This is a genomic window from Cupriavidus oxalaticus (assembly GCF_038900635.1).
Lineage (GTDB): Bacteria > Pseudomonadota > Gammaproteobacteria > Burkholderiales > Burkholderiaceae > Cupriavidus > Cupriavidus oxalaticus_B.
In genome coordinates this window covers 1-17,189 of the sequence record NZ_JAYMRX010000032.1, presented here as the reverse complement: position 1 = coordinate 17,189, position 17,189 = coordinate 1, and the positions used below count along the sequence as shown (strand labels likewise).

At 66.1% G+C, this 17,189-nt stretch carries 18 protein-coding genes and 2 riboswitches; of the genes, 5 read left to right on the top strand and 13 right to left on the bottom strand.

The annotated features are described in order from the left end of the window. Positions 1-162: 162 nt before the first annotated feature. Entirely contained in the window at positions 163-1,248 is a 1,086-nt protein-coding gene (locus tag VSR71_RS31365; protein WP_342917451.1) for a tartrate dehydrogenase, read from the bottom strand. A gap of 122 nt (positions 1,249-1,370) precedes the next feature. On the opposite strand from VSR71_RS31365, the gene VSR71_RS31360 reads away from it, so the two are divergent. Beyond that, entirely contained in the window at positions 1,371-2,312 is a 942-nt protein-coding gene (locus VSR71_RS31360) for a LysR family transcriptional regulator (RefSeq protein ID WP_342917450.1), read from the top strand. Positions 2,313-2,441: 129 nt separating this feature from the next. Beyond that, complete coding sequence (locus VSR71_RS31355) at positions 2,442-2,897, top strand: DUF3597 domain-containing protein (RefSeq protein WP_342917449.1); 456 nt, start codon at positions 2,442-2,444, stop codon at positions 2,895-2,897. A 28-nt stretch (positions 2,898-2,925) separates the two neighbouring features. Here VSR71_RS31355 and VSR71_RS31350 read toward each other — a convergent pair whose 3' ends face one another. The 3 genes from VSR71_RS31350 to VSR71_RS31340 are packed head-to-tail and all read right to left on the bottom strand — an operon-like array spanning position 2,926 to position 6,955. Further along, complete coding sequence (locus tag VSR71_RS31350) at positions 2,926-3,423, bottom strand: hypothetical protein (protein WP_342917448.1); 498 nt, start codon at positions 3,421-3,423, stop codon at positions 2,926-2,928. Beyond that, complete coding sequence (locus VSR71_RS31345) at positions 3,420-4,664, bottom strand: sialidase family protein (protein WP_428979479.1); 1,245 nt, start codon at positions 4,662-4,664, stop codon at positions 3,420-3,422. Before VSR71_RS31345 ends, VSR71_RS31350 begins: the two co-directional genes overlap by 4 nt. A 5-nt stretch (positions 4,665-4,669) precedes the next feature. Further along, positions 4,670-6,955, bottom strand: a complete 2,286-nt coding sequence (locus tag VSR71_RS31340; RefSeq protein WP_342917447.1) for a TonB-dependent receptor — start codon at positions 6,953-6,955, stop codon at positions 4,670-4,672. A 253-nt stretch (positions 6,956-7,208) separates the two neighbouring features. Then, a riboswitch (glycine riboswitch) is annotated at positions 7,209-7,310 on the top strand. Next, positions 7,311-7,431: riboswitch (glycine riboswitch) on the top strand. 55 nt (positions 7,432-7,486) lie between these two features. Here VSR71_RS31340 and VSR71_RS31335 point away from each other — a divergent pair. Continuing rightward, positions 7,487-8,752 (top strand): D-amino acid dehydrogenase, encoded by a 1,266-nt coding sequence (locus VSR71_RS31335; RefSeq protein WP_342917446.1) that lies wholly within the window; start codon positions 7,487-7,489, stop codon positions 8,750-8,752. A 249-nt stretch (positions 8,753-9,001) separates the two neighbouring features. Here the strand turns inward: VSR71_RS31335 and VSR71_RS31330 are convergent, their stop codons facing one another. The 3 genes from VSR71_RS31330 to VSR71_RS31320 are packed head-to-tail and all read right to left on the bottom strand — an operon-like array spanning position 9,002 to position 11,088. Continuing rightward, positions 9,002-9,400 (bottom strand): Zn-ribbon domain-containing OB-fold protein, encoded by a 399-nt coding sequence (locus tag VSR71_RS31330; protein ID WP_342917445.1) that lies wholly within the window; start codon positions 9,398-9,400, stop codon positions 9,002-9,004. Positions 9,401-9,424: 24 nt separating this feature from the next. Then, positions 9,425-10,591 carry a thiolase domain-containing protein gene (locus VSR71_RS31325; RefSeq protein WP_342917444.1) on the bottom strand — a complete coding sequence of 389 codons (1,167 nt, stop codon included), beginning with the start codon at positions 10,589-10,591 and terminating at the stop codon, positions 9,425-9,427. A 38-nt stretch (positions 10,592-10,629) separates the two neighbouring features. Then, entirely contained in the window at positions 10,630-11,088 is a 459-nt protein-coding gene (locus VSR71_RS31320; protein ID WP_342917443.1) for a MaoC family dehydratase, read from the bottom strand. Between the two features lie 206 nt (positions 11,089-11,294). On the opposite strand from VSR71_RS31320, the gene VSR71_RS31315 reads away from it, so the two are divergent. Beyond that, entirely contained in the window at positions 11,295-12,218 is a 924-nt protein-coding gene (locus VSR71_RS31315) for a LysR family transcriptional regulator (RefSeq protein ID WP_342917442.1), read from the top strand. Positions 12,219-12,285: 67 nt separating this feature from the next. Here VSR71_RS31315 and VSR71_RS31310 read toward each other — a convergent pair whose 3' ends face one another. Further along, the gene (locus VSR71_RS31310; RefSeq protein ID WP_342917441.1) at positions 12,286-12,723 is read right to left on the bottom strand and encodes a MerR family transcriptional regulator; all 438 of its coding nucleotides are present in this window, start codon (positions 12,721-12,723) and stop codon (positions 12,286-12,288) included. Between the two features lie 126 nt (positions 12,724-12,849). On the opposite strand from VSR71_RS31310, the gene VSR71_RS31305 reads away from it, so the two are divergent. Continuing rightward, positions 12,850-13,068 carry a DUF2188 domain-containing protein gene (locus VSR71_RS31305; RefSeq protein WP_342917440.1) on the top strand — a complete coding sequence of 73 codons (219 nt, stop codon included), beginning with the start codon at positions 12,850-12,852 and terminating at the stop codon, positions 13,066-13,068. Between the two features lie 83 nt (positions 13,069-13,151). Here VSR71_RS31305 and VSR71_RS31300 read toward each other — a convergent pair whose 3' ends face one another. The 5 genes from VSR71_RS31300 to VSR71_RS31280 form a co-directional block, all read right to left on the bottom strand. Further along, on the bottom strand, positions 13,152-14,408 hold the full coding sequence (locus VSR71_RS31300; RefSeq protein ID WP_342917439.1) for an oligosaccharide flippase family protein: 1,257 nt from the start codon (positions 14,406-14,408) through the stop codon (positions 13,152-13,154). Between the two features lie 221 nt (positions 14,409-14,629). Further along, positions 14,630-14,983 (bottom strand): hypothetical protein, encoded by a 354-nt coding sequence (locus VSR71_RS31295; protein ID WP_342917438.1) that lies wholly within the window; start codon positions 14,981-14,983, stop codon positions 14,630-14,632. A gap of 311 nt (positions 14,984-15,294) precedes the next feature. After that, positions 15,295-15,951, bottom strand: a complete 657-nt coding sequence (locus tag VSR71_RS31290; RefSeq protein WP_342917437.1) for a DUF799 domain-containing protein — start codon at positions 15,949-15,951, stop codon at positions 15,295-15,297. Then, complete coding sequence (locus tag VSR71_RS31285) at positions 15,948-16,367, bottom strand: DUF4810 domain-containing protein (protein WP_342917490.1); 420 nt, start codon at positions 16,365-16,367, stop codon at positions 15,948-15,950. Before VSR71_RS31285 ends, VSR71_RS31290 begins: the two co-directional genes overlap by 4 nt. 29 nt (positions 16,368-16,396) lie before the next feature. Beyond that, a complete protein-coding gene (locus VSR71_RS31280) occupies positions 16,397-17,050 on the bottom strand; it encodes a CsgG/HfaB family protein (protein ID WP_342917489.1) in 654 nt (217 codons plus the stop codon). Positions 17,051-17,189: the final 139 nt, after the last annotated feature.

The window sequence follows — 17,189 nt, the reverse complement described above, 5'->3', positions numbered from 1 at the left end:
TGGGCGGCTGCTTGTGGCGGAAGGCGGTGCGGGGGATACCGCGAAATGCTGACAAGGTGCGGAGATGGTTTGCCTCCTCTCCCGCTAGCGGGAGAGGAGGAGCGTTCACCACCGCTGGCAGCCAGCGGTTGACGCGCTAGTGCATGAACCCCGCGTGCTGGCTCAGGCCGCCTTAGCCTGCTGCCCCGACAGCAGTTCGCACACGGCTTGCGTCACCTGCGCGGTGGTAGCCTTGCCACCCAGGTCGCCGGTATGCAGTTCCGGGTTGGCGGTAACCGCCTCGACCGCCTGCATCACGCGCTGCGCCGCGGCGTGCTCGCCCAGGTGCTCCAGCAGCATGACCACCGACCAGAACGTGCCGACCGGATTGGCCAGGCCCTTGCCCATGATGTCGAAGGCCGAACCATGGATCGGCTCGAACATCGACGGATAGCGGCGTTCCGGATCGATGTTGCCGGTCGGGGCGATACCGAGGCTGCCGGCCAGTGCCGCGGCCAGGTCGCTCAGGATGTCGGCGTGCAGGTTGGTGGCGACGATAGTGTCGAGCGACTTCGGGCGGTTGACCATGCGCGCGGTGGCGGCATCGACCAGTTCCTTGTCCCAGGTAACGTCCGGGAAATCCTTCGCCACCTGCACCGCGACCTCGTCCCACATCACCATGGCATGGCGTTGCGCGTTGGACTTGGTGATCACCGTCAGCTGCTTGCGTGGACGCGATTGCGCCAGCTTGAAGGCGAAGCGCAGGATGCGTTCGACGCCGACGCGGGTCATCATGCTGACGTCGGTGGCGGCCTCGATCGGATGGCCCTGGTGCACGCGGCCGCCCACGCCCGAATACTCGCCTTCCGAGTTCTCGCGCACGATCACCCAGTTCAGGTCTTCCGGCGCGCAGCGCTTGAGCGGCGCGTCGATGCCCGGCAGGATGCGGGTCGGGCGCACGTTGGCGTACTGGTCGAAGCCCTGGCAGATCTTCAGGCGCAGCCCCCACAGCGTGATGTGGTCGGGGATATGCGGGTCGCCGGCCGAGCCGAACAGGATCGCATCCTTGTCGCGCAGCGCGTCCAGGCCGTCGGCGGGCATCATCACGCCGTGCTGGCGGTAGTAGTCGCCGCCCCAGTCGAAGTCTTCGAACTCGAAGCGGAAATCGGCGCCGGCGGCGGCCAGCGCTTCCATCACCTGGCGGCCTGCGGGTACCACTTCCTTGCCGATGCCGTCGCCGGGGATGGTCGCGATGCGGTAGGTCTTCATCTCTTGTCTCCTGGTCAGAATCCGTGTGTTTGCGCGATTGCGTCGAACGGATTCTGGGCCGTGGACAAGGTTTTGGATCGCTTGTAGAGTTAAACCATTCTTAACTTGAAATTAAAGGTGCCATGGCATCGTCCGCAGGCGTCCAGCCGTCGGAACTGGGCTTTTTCACGTCGGTGGCCACGGCCGGCAGCCTGAGCGCGGCCGCGCGCGACCTTGGCATCACAACCGCAGCGGTCAGCAAGCGGCTGGCGCAGATGGAGGCGCGCATCGGCATGCCGCTGGTGACGCGCACAACCCGGCGCATGAGCCTGACGCCCGAGGGCGAGGTCTACCTGGAGCACGCGCGGCGCATCCTGAGCGAGATCGAAGACCTCGACCAGCTGCTGACGCGTTCCAAGGGCAGGCCAAGCGGCCTGCTGCGCGTCAATGCCACGCTGGGGTTCGGCCGCATGCATGTGGCGCCGGTGATTTCCGATTACGTCGCGGCCTATCCGGAAGTCGATGTGCAACTGCAGCTGTCGGCCGACCCGCCGCCGCTGAACGAAGACGCGTTCGACGTCTGCATCCGCTTCGGCCAGCCGCCCGATGCACGCATCGTGGCGCGCAAGCTGGCACCCAACCGGCGCTTGCTATGCGCGTCGCCCAGGTACCTGCGCGACCACGGCACCCCCAACACACCGGCTGACCTGCGCCGGCACAACTGCATCGGCATCCGGCAAGGCAGCGACGCCTACGGCGTGTGGCGCCTGACCGCCGGCAAGGGCGCCAAGGCGCGTACCGAGACCGTGCGCGTGCGCGGCAACCTGACCACCAACGACGGCGAGATCGCGGTCAACTGGGCGCTGGAGGGCCACGGCATCCTGATGCGGGCCGAATGGGATATCGAACGCTTTCTGCGCAGTGGCAGGCTGGTGCAGGTGCTGCCACAGTACGCCACGCCGGAGGCCGACATCTACGCGGTCTATCACCAGCGGCACCAGCTGTCGTCACGGATCCGGCTGTTCGTTGAGTTCATGGCGGCCAAGTTCAGCGAGTTCGGCGAGCCGGCGAACGTGCCGGCATGACTGTCGCTGCATGCAGCAATTACAACCCGGCGCGGCCTGGCGGGCCGAAATCTAGGGCTGTATGGATGGTGCGTTTCCTGCATGGCGCTGTTCTCCCACGTCTGCTATCCAAACCGACAGGAGGCCACCATGAGCATCTTCAAGGACATTCTCAACAAGCTGCTGGGACGATCCAAGCCGGCTGCCACGACGAGTGCGACGCCTGCAGGAGGTACGCCGACCTCCGCGGGCGCGGCCCCGCTACCGTCTGGCGCGTCACCCGCGGCCACGGGCGGCACCGCACCCGCGGCCAGCGCTGGCCAGGCCGCGGCCAAGCCCGCGCCGCTGTCGGGCGTCGACGTCGAATCGATCATGGACAACCTGGTCAGGGAGAGCGGGCAGACGCTGAACTGGCGCACGTCCATCGTCGATACGATGAAGGCGCTGGGCATCGACAGCAGCCTGGAGCACCGCAAGGAACTGGCGCGCGAACTGCACTACAGCGGCGACACGAACGACTCCGCCGCGATGAACATCTGGCTGCACAAGCGCCTGATGCAGGAACTGGCCGCCAACGGCGGGAAGCTGCCGGCGGATCTGTCGTAAGGCGTTCTGGAACGGATCGGCGGCTGCCCTAGCCGCCGATGCCGGCCCAGCGCAGGTGCTTGTCCCAGTCGGCGTCGCTGATCACGCCGGACACGCCCTGCCGCTGGCCGTCCGCACGATAGAAATACGTGCGCGGCATCTCGCCCATCCATTCGGGATCGATCGCGTAGCGCAGCCGCTCCTGCGGCTCGTTGCCGAACATCCACGCGTTGCGCGTGAGGTTGACGCGCTTGAGCAGCTGCTGCACCTGCGGCAGCGCATCGGCCCGGTCCATCGCCAGCGTGACCACGCGCAGGTTGCGATGCCTGGCCTGCAGCTTGCCGATGGCTTCGAAATTGCGCTTGCAGTAGACGCAGTCGAGCGACCACACCACCAGCACGAAGGGCTTGCCCTGCTGGCTGGCGCCGAGCTGCGCGGCACTGGCGGATTCGAAGACCGATACGCGTTCGGCCGCATGCGCCGTGCCGGCGCCGAGGGCGATGGCTGCGCCCGCCAGCGCGGCGACGAGTTTGCGACGCAATGTCATGCACCCTCCTGCGCCAGCGGGAAGACCTGGAAGCCTTCGGCCTCGGTGCGCCACAGCACGTAGGCGCGGCCGCCGTGCTGCAGCAGGTGCGGCTGGTCCGAATCGCGCGCGGTTCCGGCCACCTGGCGCGTCTGCCAGGTCTTGCCGCCGTCCTGCGACAGCATCGCCGACAGGCGCGTCTGCTGGCCGTCGAACGATTTCCACGCCACCACGATGCGATTGTCGTCGAGCGCGACGATATCGGCATGCTGCGCGCGCGGGTCGTCCAGCGGACGCTGCGCCTGCAGCTTGCCGTCCCTGAAGCGGCCCACCGATACCGTGGGCTTGCCTGCCTTCACGTTGAACCAGACCATGTGCAGCGTGCCATCGGGCGTCACCGCGGCGCCCGGGCCGTGGTGCGGGCAGGCGTCGATGCGCCAGTCGTCGAAGGTCGCGCGCTGCATCGGCGCGGGCGTGCCGTCGGCGCCGAGCAGTGCCACCGCGTGGTCGCGCGCGTTGGGCGGGAACACGTGGCGCCACAGCGCCAGCATCTTGCCGTCCGGCGTCGGCGCGAGCGCGATGCGGCAGCATTCACATGACTGGTCGGCGATCTTGTAGTCGCCCTGGAAGCTCTTGCCATGGTCGGCTGACACCGCGTAGTAGATCGCAGCCCCGGCATAGGGCTGCTTGCGCGCCTCGGCGGCGACCACGTCGCGCTTGTCGATCCAGCTGACGAAGACGCGGCCGGCCGGGTCCACCGCGATCGCGTCGAAGCGGTGCGCGATCTGGTCGCGGTTGGCATGCACCGTCACCGGCGCGGCAAAGGTCTTGCCGCCGTCGGTGGAGCGCGCGAAGCGGATAAAGCCGGTATAGGGCTTGGCCAGCGGCTGGGTCCAGGTGATGTAGATCTCGCCGTCGCGCCCCGCCGCTACCTTGGGCCGGCTGTCGTGATCGGCCGCGACGGGCTCGGGCACACGGTTGACGTGCTGCACCGGCCCGAAGCTGCGGCCCTGGTCGGTCGACGCGCGTACCGCCACGTGCTGGCCATCCTTGTAGGCGATCCACAGGCGTCCATCGCGATCGAAGGCGGCGCCGGTGCCGAGTTCGCTCATCGCCTTCGGCACCGCGCCTTGCGCACCGTGGCCGCCATGGCTGCCATGGGACTGCGCCATCGCGGCGAACGCCGTGCAGGCGATCACGCCGGCGGCAAGGAATCGGAAGCTGCGGCGCGCGCGCTGCATGGTCAGGGTCGGGCTGGTCACTGCACTCAGAAGGAAAGCTTGGCCTCGGCGTAGAACGTCCGGCCCGGATACGGGTGGTAGACGAAGTAACGCTGGTCGGTCAGGTTGTCGATGCCAAGCCCGAGGCGCACGTTCCTGGCGGGCTTGTAGGTCACCTTGACGTCAAAGGTCAGGAAACTGCTGGTGCCGCCGAAGGTGTCGGGATTGACGTCGCTGTTGTCGAGCGTATTGTACTGCCGCCCCGAATAGGTCATCGCCAGCGTGCCCGCCCATGCCGGCGTGAAGCGGTAGGTGCCAACCAGGTTCGCGCGCCACTGCGGGATGCGATAGAAATACTTGCCCACCGAGGCCGGGTTGTTGGCGTTCTCCAGCGTCTTGGAATGGTTGTACGCGCCGCTGGCCGACAGGTCGAAACCGCTCACCAGCACATCGCGCCCGTCGTAGGCCAGCTCGATGCCGCGCGTGCGCACGCGGTCCACGTTCTGGAAACTGGTGACGGTGGGGAACACCGTGGTGTTGGTCTGGCTGACCAGCGCGTCGCGGATGTCGTCTTCATACAGCGAGACGCGGAAGTACGACCGGTCGACCGTGCGCTCGAAGGTCAGGTCCTTCGAGAACGAGCGTTCCGGCTTCAGGTTGGGATCGTTGTTGATCAGCGAGGTGCCGGTGATGCGGCCCTGGAACAGCTCGGCGACGGTCGGGTAGCGGTAGGCCTGGCCGAGCGACAGCCGGCCCAGCCAGTCCTGCCCGATGGCCTTTTCCAGCGCCAGCTTGGGCGACCAGTTGGACTCGCTGCGCACCGGGTAGGCGACATCCACGCCCGGCTGGCTGCGGCTGCCGTCATAGGCGCGCCAGTGTTCCCAGCGCACGCCCGGGATCAGCTTCCAGTCCTCGGCGAAGTACCACGCGTCCTGCGCGTACAGCGCCTGCGTCTCGGTCTTGCCGGCAAAGGCGTTGTTGAACGCGGAGATGGTGGCGGCCTGCCAGTCCGAGGTGTTGTAGGTGGTGTTGCTGAGCCGGTAGTTGTCGTAGTGGTAGCCGAAGGTGACCCAGTGGCCGCCCTTGAGCTGCTGCGGGCGGTAATCGGCTTTCAGGTCGAGCGTGCGCCAGCCGGTGCCGTCGCCATAGGTCACCGTGCCCGGGCCGTTGCCCGCGGTGCTGGCGGTGCGGCTGATGTCCTTGCTGACATCGAACAGCGATGCCACGCCGGAGAAATTCCACCCGGTCTCGTTGCGCGTGCGCAGCGACAGGCCGTAGAGCCAGCGCGCGTCTTCGCCGTTGCTGGGCGCAAACGCGTTGGCCGGGATCACGTAGCGGAAGCCACCGATATTGACGGGACCGCTCGCCACCACGTTGCCGTTGTCATCGCGCAGGTAGCTGCCGGTAGTGCTGTCGCGGTCTTGTTGCCAGTAGGCCGCGGTGAACTGCGCCTGCAGTGTGTTGGTGATGTCGTAGCCAAGCTTGACCTTGAGCTGGTCCTGCACGGTGTGCGTGACGCCCTCGCTGTTGACGCCCATTACGGTGCGGTCGGCGCCGGTCTGGTCCTTGTCGAAGAAGGCGCCGGTGACAGGCTTGTCGGCGGAGGTCGCGCGCATGCTCGAGCGCGCCGCGGTAAAGAAGCTCAGCGGCTGGCTCTTGCTGTCCTGCCGGTCCACGCTGACCAGCCACGAGAACGGCCCGACGCGGTCGCCCACGTAGGCGTTGGCGTGCACGCCGTTGAAATTGTCGTGCGTGCCATACAGGCTGAAGCGCTGCGTGAACAGCTGCACGCTGGCATCGCCTTCGAACTTCTCCGGCGTGCGCGTGCTGATCAGCACGGTCGCCCCAAGCGAGTTGCCGGGGTACAGCGCCGAATACGGGCCATACAGCACGTCGACGCGCTCGATCTCGGCGGCATTGACCAGCGACCAGCGCGGCGGGAAGGTGAAATCGGAGCCCAGCAGATTGGACAGCAGCAGGCCGTCGGCATAGACCAGCCCGCGCGCCGACTGGCGCGAGCTGGTGCTGCGCACCGAGATGATCGAATTCGTATCGCCGATAAAGCGCTTGCGTACGGCGAGGTTGGGCGCGTACTTGAGCGCGTCCTCGGTGTTGACCACGTTGAAGTCCGCCATGCGCGCGGCGCTGATGCCGTAGGCGGGCGATGGCGTATTGGGCGGCGTGGCGGGCGTTTCGCCGCGCTCGGTGCTGGCCGAGACCACGACTTCCTGCAGGGGCTGCAGCGCGCTGACGGGCTCCTCCGTCTGCGCGCCGGCGATGCCGGGGCCCATCAGCGCGGCCGAAGCGGCCAGCGCGATCCGATTTCTTTTCACTGGAAAAACCTTTTCTGTTCTTTTGGCTCGCCCGACCGGTGCGCCGTATCCGGCTCGTTTACGGCGCACTCCTCCGCGTAGCGAGTGCTGACATTCTAGGTGGCGAGACGGTTTGACGCAGTGCGACATAGCGCCGCGCCGGTACGGAGGCAAGCCGGTCAAGCCATGCGAGTGCGCCAAGCTCCATCCACGTTTACCCGCATATCCACGTGGGGGCTTTATCTCTAGATTTGCCCGGATTGGCTTAAACGCCAACGTGATGCTGGGAGAGACTGATCCGGCGGCAGCCGCCGCGGACAGCGCCGAAGGAGCAACCGCCCCGGAAACTCTCAGGCAAAAGGACCGGTATCACGCGTCACAGCACTCTGAAGAATGCCGCCATCGTCAGCCGGCATACCGAAGGAGCAAGCGGCCCTCGCCAACCGTACCACCGGCGACTGTCGTGAATCTCTCAGGTCAGGAACAGAGGGGGCGTCCGCCACGCATGTCGCGTGCGGGCTCCAACCCCCGACGTTTCTGGACTGCCAGATCATGAAGACAATCGCCGTCATCGGCGGTGGCATCACCGGTGTCACCACGGCCTACGCGCTCGCCCGGCGCGGATTCTCCGTCACCCTGTTCGAGCGGCACCGCTACGCCGCGATGGAAACCTCGTTCGCCAACGGCGGGCAGCTGTCCGCCTCCAACGCCGAGGTCTGGACTCACTGGTCCACCATCGTCAAAGGCCTGAAGTGGATGCTGCGCAGCGATGCGCCGCTGCTGGTCAACCCGCGGCCGAGCTGGCACAAGCTCTCCTGGTTTGCCGAGTTCATCGCCTCGATCCCGCATTACCGCCGCAACACTATCGAGACCGCGCGCCTGGCCATCGCGGCACGCGAGCACCTGTTCGCCTGGGCCGCGCAGGAAGGCATCGACTTCGACCACAAGCGCGAAGGCATCCTGCATATCTACCGCGACAAGGCGGGCTTCGAGCATGCGGGCCGCGTCTCGGCACTGCTGGCGCAGGGCGGGCTGGAGCGCCGCGCGGTCACGCCGGCGGAAATGCGCGCGATCGAGCCGACGCTGGCCGGCACGTACTACGGCGGCTATTTCACCGAAAGCGATTCGACCGGCGACATCCACAAGTTCACCAGCGGCCTGGCCGCCGCCATCGAGCGCATGGGCGTGCGCTGCCGCTACGGCGAGGACGTGCGCAATGTCACCACGGATGGCCGCAGCGCGAGCGTGACCGTGCAGGAAGGCGCGCACAGCACCACATCGACCTTCGACGGCGCGGTGATCTGCGCGGGCACCGCCAGCCGCGCGCTGGCCGCCGGGCTGGGCGACCGTGTCAACATCTATCCGGTCAAGGGCTATTCCATCACGGTCAACCTGAACGACGCCGCCAGCCGCGCCGCGGCGCCGACCGTCAGCCTGCTCGACGACGAAACCAAACTGGTCACCAGCCGCCTGGGCGACGACCGCTTCCGCGTGGCCGGCACCGCGGAATTCAACGGCTTCAACCGCGACATCCGCGACGACCGCATCCGGCCGCTGGTGGAATGGGTGCAGCAGTGCTTCCCCGGCGTCAGCACGCGCAGCGTGGTGCCGTGGGCGGGGCTGCGGCCGATGCTGCCCGACATGCTGCCGCGCGTTGGCCGCGGGCGGGCGCGCTGCATCTTCTACAACACGGGGCACGGGCACCTGGGCTGGACGCTGTCCGCGGTGACGGCGGATATGGTGGCCGGGGTGGTGGCGCAGGCGCTGGAAGCGCAGAAGGTGGCGGTGGCCGGTGGAATGGTGTTGGGGAAGGCCTGAGCGACTGGCTGTTAGTGCAGTTGTGATGCAGCTGTGATGACAGCGGGATTTCAAACCAAAACTACCGCCCGTTGTGAACGCTCCCCTCTCCCGCGAAGTGGGAGAGGGGTGGGGGTGAGGGCCGGAGCACCCACGACGTAAAGCGCTTCGGTACTGCCAGCGCCTGCCCTCACCCCCGGCCCCTCTCCCGCAAGCGGGAGAGGGGAGCAAACCAGTGGCGCACGTTGCGTGCGTCGCCTGTCATCACCTTCAAGCCGGCGCAAACACCGGCACCGGCGCCCCGTCCACGCTGGGCGCGAACTTGACCTTCACCTTCTGCCCGATGCGCACCTCATCGAGATCGCAATCGACGATATGGGTCATCATGGTCACGCCCTCGTCCAGCTTCACATAGGCAATGCAGAACGGCTGCGGGCCAGCCTTGCGCGTGACGCTGTATGAGTAGATGGTGCCGCAGCCGCTGGCGGTCTTCCAGACCGTATCGCCCATGCAGAACGGGCACAGCGTGCGCGGATACCAGTGCGTCTTGCCGCATGACTGGCAGTGCTTGACCAGCAGCCGGCCTTCGCGCGCGGCCTGCCAGAATTCGATGTTGTCGGGCTGTTCGTCCGGGGCCTTGTAGGCCATGGGAGTGTGTGGGGTCGTCATGTCAGTTGCTCCGGCGATCGTTCATTATTCGCGCTCGAGGATCAGGGTGGCGCTGCCGTGGCGCGAGCCCAGGTAGCCGCCGGTGCCTTGCGCCAGCGCCAGGTCGCAGTTCTTCACCTGCACCGCCGGATGCGCCTCGCCGCGCAGCTGGCGCACGGCCTCGATCACCTTGGTGATGCCGCCGCGGTTGGCCGGGTGGTTGTTGCACAGGCCGCCGCCATCGGTATTGAACGGCAGCTTGCCGACGCCCGAGATCAGGTTGCCGTCGGCCACGAACTTGCCGCCTTCGCCCTTCTTGCAGAAGCCCAGGTCTTCCAGCTGCATCAGCACGGTGATGGTGAAGCTGTCGTAGATCGAGGCGTACTTGATGTCGGCCGGGGTCACGCCCGCTTCCGCGAACGCGGCCGCGCCGGAGAACTTCGCGCCCGACCAGCTCAGGTCGACCTCGCCCCCCAGCTGGCCCTTGACGTACTCGCCGGCACCCATGATCTTCACCTTCGGACGCTTGAGCGTGGCGGCGATCTCGGGCCGCGCCACGATCAGCGCGCCGCCGCCGTCGGACACCACGCAGCAGTCGAGCTTGCGCAGCGGGTCGGCGATCAACGGCGAGTTCAGCACCTCTTCCACCGTGACCACGTTGCGCAGCATCGCATTCGGGTTGTGCTGCGCGTGGTGCGACGCGGCCACCTTGACCCATGCCAGTTGCTCGGGGGTGGTGCCGTACTCGTACATATGGCGCATCGCCACCATCGCGTACAGGTTGACGGTGACGGGATTGAACGGCGCCTCGAACGGCGCGTCCGGCAGGTTGGCGCCCCAGTTGCGTGCCTGCGTGCCGGTCGAGCCTTCCGAGCGCGGCCGGCCCGCCAGCGTGATCAGCGCCACGTTGCACTTGCCGGCGGCAATGGCCTGCGCGGCGTGCGAGACATGCACCAGGTAGGCGGAGCCGCCGGTATCGGTGGAGTCAACATGGCGCACCTTCAGGCCCAGGTAGTCGATCATGTTGTTGGCGCCCAGCCCCGGCGCGTCGCCGGCGCAGAAATAGCCATCCACGTCCGACAGCGACAGTCCTGCATCGGCCAGCGCGCCGCGCGCCGATTCCGCGTGCAGTTGCGCGACCGACTTGTCCGGCGCCTTGCGGGTCGGGTGCTCGTAGGCCCCGACGATGTATGCCTTGCCTTTGATGCTCATGGGAGTCTCGTCTTGCTTGGGATTGATATTGGGTAAATTCAGAAGCGCATCTGCACCAGCCAGATCGCCACCATGGCCGGCCGCTCGCTGCCTTCGACCTGCATCTCCACCTTCCAGTGGCAGCGCACTTCGCCGGGGCGGACATCGTCGAGCTGCTGCAGCGTGAACGCGCCGCGCACGCGCGCCCCGGCCGGCACCGGGCCGGTGAAGCGCAGCCGGTCGAAGCCATAGTTCAGCGCCAGCTTGCGGCCCGGGAAGGCAAAGCACTGCGCGAACGCCGCCGACACCATCGACAGGATCAGGAAGGCGTGCGCGACCGTGCAGCCGTATGGCGAATCCGCCGCGGCGCGCTCGGGCTCCACGTAGATCCACTGCCGGTCATGGGTCAGCTCGGCAAAGGTATCGATCGCGTCCTGCCCGATCGGGAAATACTCGCTCACGGCGGCGGGCGCGGCGCAAAGCGCGCGCAGGTCGTCGAGCGATGCAATGCTGTGCATGAGGTTCCTGGGAATCCTGGATCTTTGGTGCTGCACCGCAGCTTGCGATCGAGTGTAGCGACGCCACTGAAGCAGCGTCCAATATCGTTTCCCGCGCGATTGATAAGCAGCGTTTATCGGCCACCTTGTCGGCCCACCCGGCGCGCGCGGTTGCCCGGGGGCCGCGCCGCGCACTAAGATGTGGCTCCCGCATCCCCGCTGACCCCATGGAACTGCGCCGCATCCGGCACTTCGTCGTGCTGGCCGAGACCCTCAATTTCCGCCGCGCGGCAGAGCGCCTGCATATCGCCCAGCCCGCGCTGACGGTCTCGATCCAGAAGCTCGAGTCGGAGCTCGACGCCACCCTGTTCGTGCGCGAGCCGCGCGGCGTCACGCTGACCGAGACCGGCCGCGCCGCACTGGCCGAGGCCCGGCGCATCCTGTTCCATGCCGGCCAGTTCAGCGAGCTGGTGCAATCGGCCAGCAGCGGCATGGCAGGCACCTTGCGGGTGGGTTTTGTCGGCACCACGACCTCGCACCTGCTGCCACGGCTGGTGACGCGCTTCCGCAATGAATACCCCGGTGTCGAACTGGTTCTGCGCGAAGCGACCTCGACCCGCATCATGCAATGGCTGGAAGACGAGGCGCTGGACGTGGGCCTGGTGCGCACGCCGCTGCTGACGCCGGGCAATACCGCGCTGGCGCTGCTGGAGCGCGACCGCTTTGTCGCCGCCCTGCCGCGCAGTCACCCGCTGGCGGGCAAGCCCGCGCTGGCGCTGGCCGACCTCGCGCAGGAGCGCTTTGTCATGTACGAGCAGGGCGAGGCCTCCGGCCTGCGCAGCGCTGCGCTGGCGGCGTGCCAGATGGCCGGCTTCCAGCCGCGCGTCACGCAAGAGGCCACGCAGGTGCAGACCGTGCTGGCGCTGGTGGAAAGCGGGCTGGGGGTGGCGCTGGTGCCGTCGATCATGCAGCGCTTCGCCAACGACCGCATGGTGATCCGCGACCTGGCGGGCTATCCGGACAGTGCCGGTATCGGCCTGGCGCTCACCTGGCTGCCGGCGCACGACAGCCCGGTGGTGCGGCATTTCCGCGAAGTGGCGTTGTCGGAATTCGCATTGGATGGCGGCAACGATGAGCGTGGCGCGCCGTAGCCTGCAGAGCTGCTCGCCCTCTTCCTCCGCGGCGTGGCGGGCCTGACGCTCGGGCAGCAGACGTCCGTCACCGGCCCCGCAATGCCGCGCCGCGCCCGTTATCTGGCTTGCGGTCCGCAGACAATGTGTTCATCAAGGGGCAACCATCCTCGGTGCCATTGGCGTTGCATTGTCCGATCAGGTTCTTCAGTTCCGCGCGCATCCCCCGCAAGTCCCTCAGCCTTTGCTCGACCAGACTGAGCTTGCGCTCGGCCAGTGCCCGGGCCGTGCCGCACTGGCCATGGTTCTGCTGCAGCAGTACCCGGATTTCATCCAGCGTGAACCCGAGCGACTGCGCCTGGCGGATGAAATGCATCCGCTGCAGGCTCTGTTGCGAATACTGGCGGATTGCGCCATGGGCGCGCTCCGGCAACGGCAGCAGCCCGCAGCGATGGTAATAGCGTACCGTCTCCACGCCAACACCAGCCGCCTTGGCCAGCTTCCCGATCGTCAATGTTTGCTCCATCGCTTGACTCCGTACCTTGGTACGGACCTAGCCTATGCCAAGGCCGCCCATAAGTGAAGGGGATTGCATTTCGACCGCAGAATGACGGCGGCCGCCATACGTAGCGGTATCTCAAGAAAGGTCATCATGCAATCGCGCATCATTCGTGTTCTGCCCGCGGAACATGGCTGGACATTGGAATTCAGCGGCCTCGATATCAAGCCGCAGAGGTTCCTGACCATGGAATCGGCAATCGCGGCTGGCTGGAACGTGGCCAGCCGGCATGAGGCCGAATTGCATATCCATCGTCATGACGGCGAGGTGCATCTGCGCAGCGCATTCTTCGACAATCAACAGGAGCCGTAGCGGCGCCCTTCCAGAGGGTGCAACGGGAAAACCGCTGCGCGACGGCACGTGCCTGGCACTCCGGATTGACGTTCAGCCGGCTGTCACGCAGCCTGATGCGCAGCCGCCATCGGTTCGCGCGACCTGACCAGAAAGCCGACGCCCACCAGCACCGCCACGGCATTGCCCGCGACATAGCCATAAACGGCGCCACGTGCCCCGAACATCGGAATCGCGATCAGGTCGACCAGGATCATGGTGGACAGCACCAGGAACCATTTCTCCACCAGCCAGCGCGGCTTGCGCAGATAGACCACCAGCAGCGTCAGCGCGGCATCCAGGAACACCAGCCCGGATGCCATCGACGACAGCCTCAGCAGGTCGGCGGCGGCCTCATAGTGGTCACCATAGATCAGCGCAATGATCCAGGGTGCGCAGAACGCAAGCACCGCGCCTCCGACGATGCCTGTCGCCAGCATGCCGGCGGCGACGTACAGCACATTGCGGCGCACCTGCGCGAAGGTCGGCTGGGCATAGATCATCATCGGCGCAACGGAGCTTGCCACGATCGTGCCGAGCAGCATGAAGTTGTCCAGCACCTGCATGGAGGCGGCATAACCGCCCAGCTCGAACAGGCTGATGTGCGGCTTGAGCAATAGTTGATCGATACGCTTCGCCAGCAGCATCAGCATCAGGCTGACCCAGAACACCGCCCCGTCGCGCAGCAGCCGCCTGGCCAGGCTGACATCGATGCTCAGCGCCACGCGCGGGCTGCGCTTGCGGTAGTAGCGGGCCAGCAGCGACGCGCAGATCAGGGCCTCGCCGACGAACACCCACGCGAAAGCCGGCGCCGCGCGGGATCCCGCCAGGTAGAGCGCCCCGATTGCCGCCACCCGGAAGACCAGGCCGATCATGCCGAACACCACGGCGGGCCGGCTGTCGGTGCGCGCCTGCAGCCACGCCCGGACGGTCCCGAAGGACTCGTTGAACAGGATGGGTATGCCAATGATGATGGCGGTCACTACGATGACCTCGTCATCTTCTGTCAGCGCCACGACCGCCATCACGATCAGGTAGCCCGCGATGGCCGCCGCTTCGCGCAGGGCAAACACATGGAAAAGCAGCCTGTGCTGGGCCGCGGGAGCCCGGTCGGCAACCAGCCGCGGGACCACCACTTCGGCCCCGCAGATCAGCGCAAGCGAAGAAGCGATCAGCACCAGCGACTGCGCGTACTGGAACTCGGCAAAGCCTTCCGGCCCGATGGCGCGCGCAATCATGCCGATACTGGCAATTCCGAACACAACCTGCAGGCCGCGCTCCAGCACCAGCCAGAGGACGTTCCGTGCGATCTGCATACGCATTGCAAGGTTCTCCCGGAGAACATCCACAACAATTCGGTAGCCGGCGCGACCGCAGGGTGTACGATGCAAGGCCATATCACCAGCCCGCGCCGGAAGGCGAGCCTTTCGCACAGGTTTTGCGAGGGAAGGCAGATCAGCAGTATCGCGCATGGCGACTCACAGCGGGTGCGTCGGCGTCAGTTGCGCCGCACCTTGCAGCGCAATCGAATGCCGTCCCGCCGTCACTGGACCGGACGTGGCGGTGGATGAGGGAGGTGGAGGTAGGGGTCGGGAAGCGCGGAAGCAAGGAATAAGGGCTCCGAATGGCCATGCGTGGAAGCGGGCAGCTCCGGTACGGAGGGCAGCGCCGCGCTCAGGCTTGTGCCGTAGTCGAAATCCAGTTGATGCGCGAGCGATTCGCCGCCGCCATGCTTGTGTATGGTCCCGTCGTCGTCATGGTAATGCGGGACATGCCGAGCATGCTCCACCATGTGCTCGACCATGCGATCCGGGGCGTGCGTGAGATGGCGCCACGTTGCAGAAAGCACCTGCAAGGGCAAGATCAGCACGAGGAGAAAGACCACAATGCGGGACATGGCGAGATTCTAGGCCGGCTCCGGCCTTCGCTTCGAGGTGCTTTGAGTGGAAGCACACCAACATGCGGGCGCGGGAGCATCCAGCCGTTTCCGGGATCCTGCGAATTCCTGTCCATGCAAAGGCTTCGCCCGGGAGCACCCTGCCCTTTGCAAAAAACACCGTTGGGCCGAAGCCACATCTACGGTGTTGCTCCGGCTGGCGAGTGAACCCCTGGACCGGCGAGTGGAGAGTGTTGGCGAGATCAGGACACGCGATCGGGACAGATCTCGCGGTCGGACCGGCACATGGCACCGGTCCGATTTTCCAGGGGTCAGTCAGACTGGTACTTGGGCGAGCGCGGCCCGTAGAGAATGCCGGCAGGCTGGCCGGCCGACAGCAGCCGGTAGCTGGCGGTGCCCGCCACGCTGTAGCTTGCATCGAAGGTGTGGTTCATGACCTGCGTCACCGCCGCATTGATCAGCATGCCAATCAGCCCCCCGCCACTGCTGGAACTGTCGGTGGCCGACACGGCCGTACCGCTCCACAGCACATCGCCCGTCTTGAGATCGACCAGCTTGGCATTGGCGGCCACGCGGGTCACGCTGCTGATGACCTGGTATTTCGAGCCATATTCGGTGACGGTGACGTACAACGCGGAATCGGCCCCGAAGATTTCGCGCAGCTTGCCCACCGGCACGGCATGGATGTCGGCCGGCACGGTCAGGCCGTTCTGCCGGAACGTTTCTTCAACCAGTGCGACCGGCAACACGTAGTAGCCCGATTCCGCCAGCGGGACCGTCGCCTGCGACAGCATGGCATAGGTGGCCTTGACGTCCGGCGACTCGTTCAGCGGCGGCAGCACCACGATCGAGCGGGGACGGCTGGCCTTGAACGCGGAGTAGTCCACCTGCTTGTTCTGCACCGCGCAACCGGCGAACAGCAGTACGACGCTGAGGCCGGCGATATAGGTCAGAAGGCGGCGCATCATTTGCTGCTCCCTGCCGTGCGCGCGGCCTTGCCGGCGTCCGCCTTGATCCCAGTGCGGCTGTCGCTCTTGACGTTACGCAGCAGGAAATCCATGTACGGCGTGGCCTCGGGGAAGAGGGTCTTCTCGGTCTGGAATTCGCTGACCATCTGGTCCGGCTTGCCAAGGTTGAGGTACAGCATGCCAAGCTGGGCATGGTAGCCCGGCGGCACGGCGCCACCCTTGGCCTTGATCTTCTGCAGTCCCGCTTCCAGCGCCGTGACCTGCGCCTCCCGGGACTCGCCCTTGAAGTATTCGTAGACCTGGGCCTGGTACCCCTCCCACTGATACATGGGCTGTGGGGCCGCACAGCCGGCAAGCAGGATACTGCCGGTGGCTGACAATAACGCTGCCCTGCGCAGCGTGACCGTTTGCATCATCATTGTTTTCATTTTGGAAAAGTAAAGGGTTACTTCCGGCCCGGGTTCCACGCCCCGTTCTCGATGGCGGCCACGAGGTTGTTGATGGCCTCGCGCATGGCCAGGTCCATGACCTTGCCGTTCAGCGTGGAGTCATAGCTGGCGGTGCCGCCAAAACCGATCACTTCGCGGTTCGACAGCGTATATTCACCCGCTCCCTGGGTTGAATAAACGACTTCCGAGGTCGAGATGTTGACAATGTTCAGGTTAACCTTGGCATAAGCCACCTGCGACTTGCCCCGGCCAAGAATGCCGAAGAGCTGCACGTCGCCGACTTCCTTGCGGCCAAACTCGGTGATGTCGCCGGTCACGACAAAATCCGCCCCCTTCAGGCGCTGGGCCTGGTTCTTGATCGCCGCCTCGCGCCTGATCTCGTCCAGGTTCTCACGCTCCAGCACGTTGAAGCGGTTGGTCTGCTGCAGGTGGGTGACCAGGCTGGTCTTGGCCTGGCCGCTCAGGCGATCGATGCCGTCCGAGAAAACGCCGCGCATGTAGTTCGAGCGGTTGTCGAACTTGCCTACCGCGATGGGCGTGCGCACGCCGTTGTACGGGCGGCTGGCGCTTTCCACCTTCTGGACCGGCAGCGCGGTCGAGGATTCGGTTGCGCAACCGGCCAGGCCAAGCGCGGCAACGATGGCGAGCAGGCAGCAAGTCTTGGGATGGTGTTCAAAACAACGTCCGCAGCGCCGAGTTGACCGTGAGAGCGTGGCCAAGTGAGTTCAATGAGCGATTCCCCTCGACTTCGATGCGAGATTCGGTGCGCGCTTGGGCGTTATCGCCCGC

Excerpts from the sequence above, each read along its gene's own strand:
- VSR71_RS31365 (WP_342917451.1), bottom strand. The coding sequence starts at position 1,248 with ATGAAGACCTACCGCATCGCGACCATCCCCGGCGACGGCATCGGCAAG.
- VSR71_RS31360 (WP_342917450.1), top strand. The coding sequence starts at position 1,371 with ATGGCATCGTCCGCAGGCGTCCAGCCGTCGGAACTGGGCTTTTTCACG.
- VSR71_RS31355 (WP_342917449.1), top strand. The coding sequence starts at position 2,442 with ATGAGCATCTTCAAGGACATTCTCAACAAGCTGCTGGGACGATCCAAG.
- VSR71_RS31350 (WP_342917448.1), bottom strand. The coding sequence starts at position 3,423 with ATGACATTGCGTCGCAAACTCGTCGCCGCGCTGGCGGGCGCAGCCATC.
- VSR71_RS31335 (WP_342917446.1), top strand. The coding sequence starts at position 7,487 with ATGAAGACAATCGCCGTCATCGGCGGTGGCATCACCGGTGTCACCACG.
- VSR71_RS31330 (WP_342917445.1), bottom strand. The coding sequence starts at position 9,400 with ATGACGACCCCACACACTCCCATGGCCTACAAGGCCCCGGACGAACAG.
- VSR71_RS31325 (WP_342917444.1), bottom strand. The coding sequence starts at position 10,591 with ATGAGCATCAAAGGCAAGGCATACATCGTCGGGGCCTACGAGCACCCG.
- VSR71_RS31320 (WP_342917443.1), bottom strand. The coding sequence starts at position 11,088 with ATGCACAGCATTGCATCGCTCGACGACCTGCGCGCGCTTTGCGCCGCG.
- VSR71_RS31315 (WP_342917442.1), top strand. The coding sequence starts at position 11,295 with ATGGAACTGCGCCGCATCCGGCACTTCGTCGTGCTGGCCGAGACCCTC.
- VSR71_RS31310 (WP_342917441.1), bottom strand. The coding sequence starts at position 12,723 with ATGGAGCAAACATTGACGATCGGGAAGCTGGCCAAGGCGGCTGGTGTT.
- VSR71_RS31305 (WP_342917440.1), top strand. The coding sequence starts at position 12,850 with ATGCAATCGCGCATCATTCGTGTTCTGCCCGCGGAACATGGCTGGACA.
- VSR71_RS31300 (WP_342917439.1), bottom strand. The coding sequence starts at position 14,408 with ATGCGTATGCAGATCGCACGGAACGTCCTCTGGCTGGTGCTGGAGCGC.
- VSR71_RS31295 (WP_342917438.1), bottom strand. The coding sequence starts at position 14,983 with ATGTCCCGCATTGTGGTCTTTCTCCTCGTGCTGATCTTGCCCTTGCAG.
- VSR71_RS31290 (WP_342917437.1), bottom strand. The coding sequence starts at position 15,951 with ATGATGCGCCGCCTTCTGACCTATATCGCCGGCCTCAGCGTCGTACTG.
- VSR71_RS31285 (WP_342917490.1), bottom strand. The coding sequence starts at position 16,367 with ATGATGCAAACGGTCACGCTGCGCAGGGCAGCGTTATTGTCAGCCACC.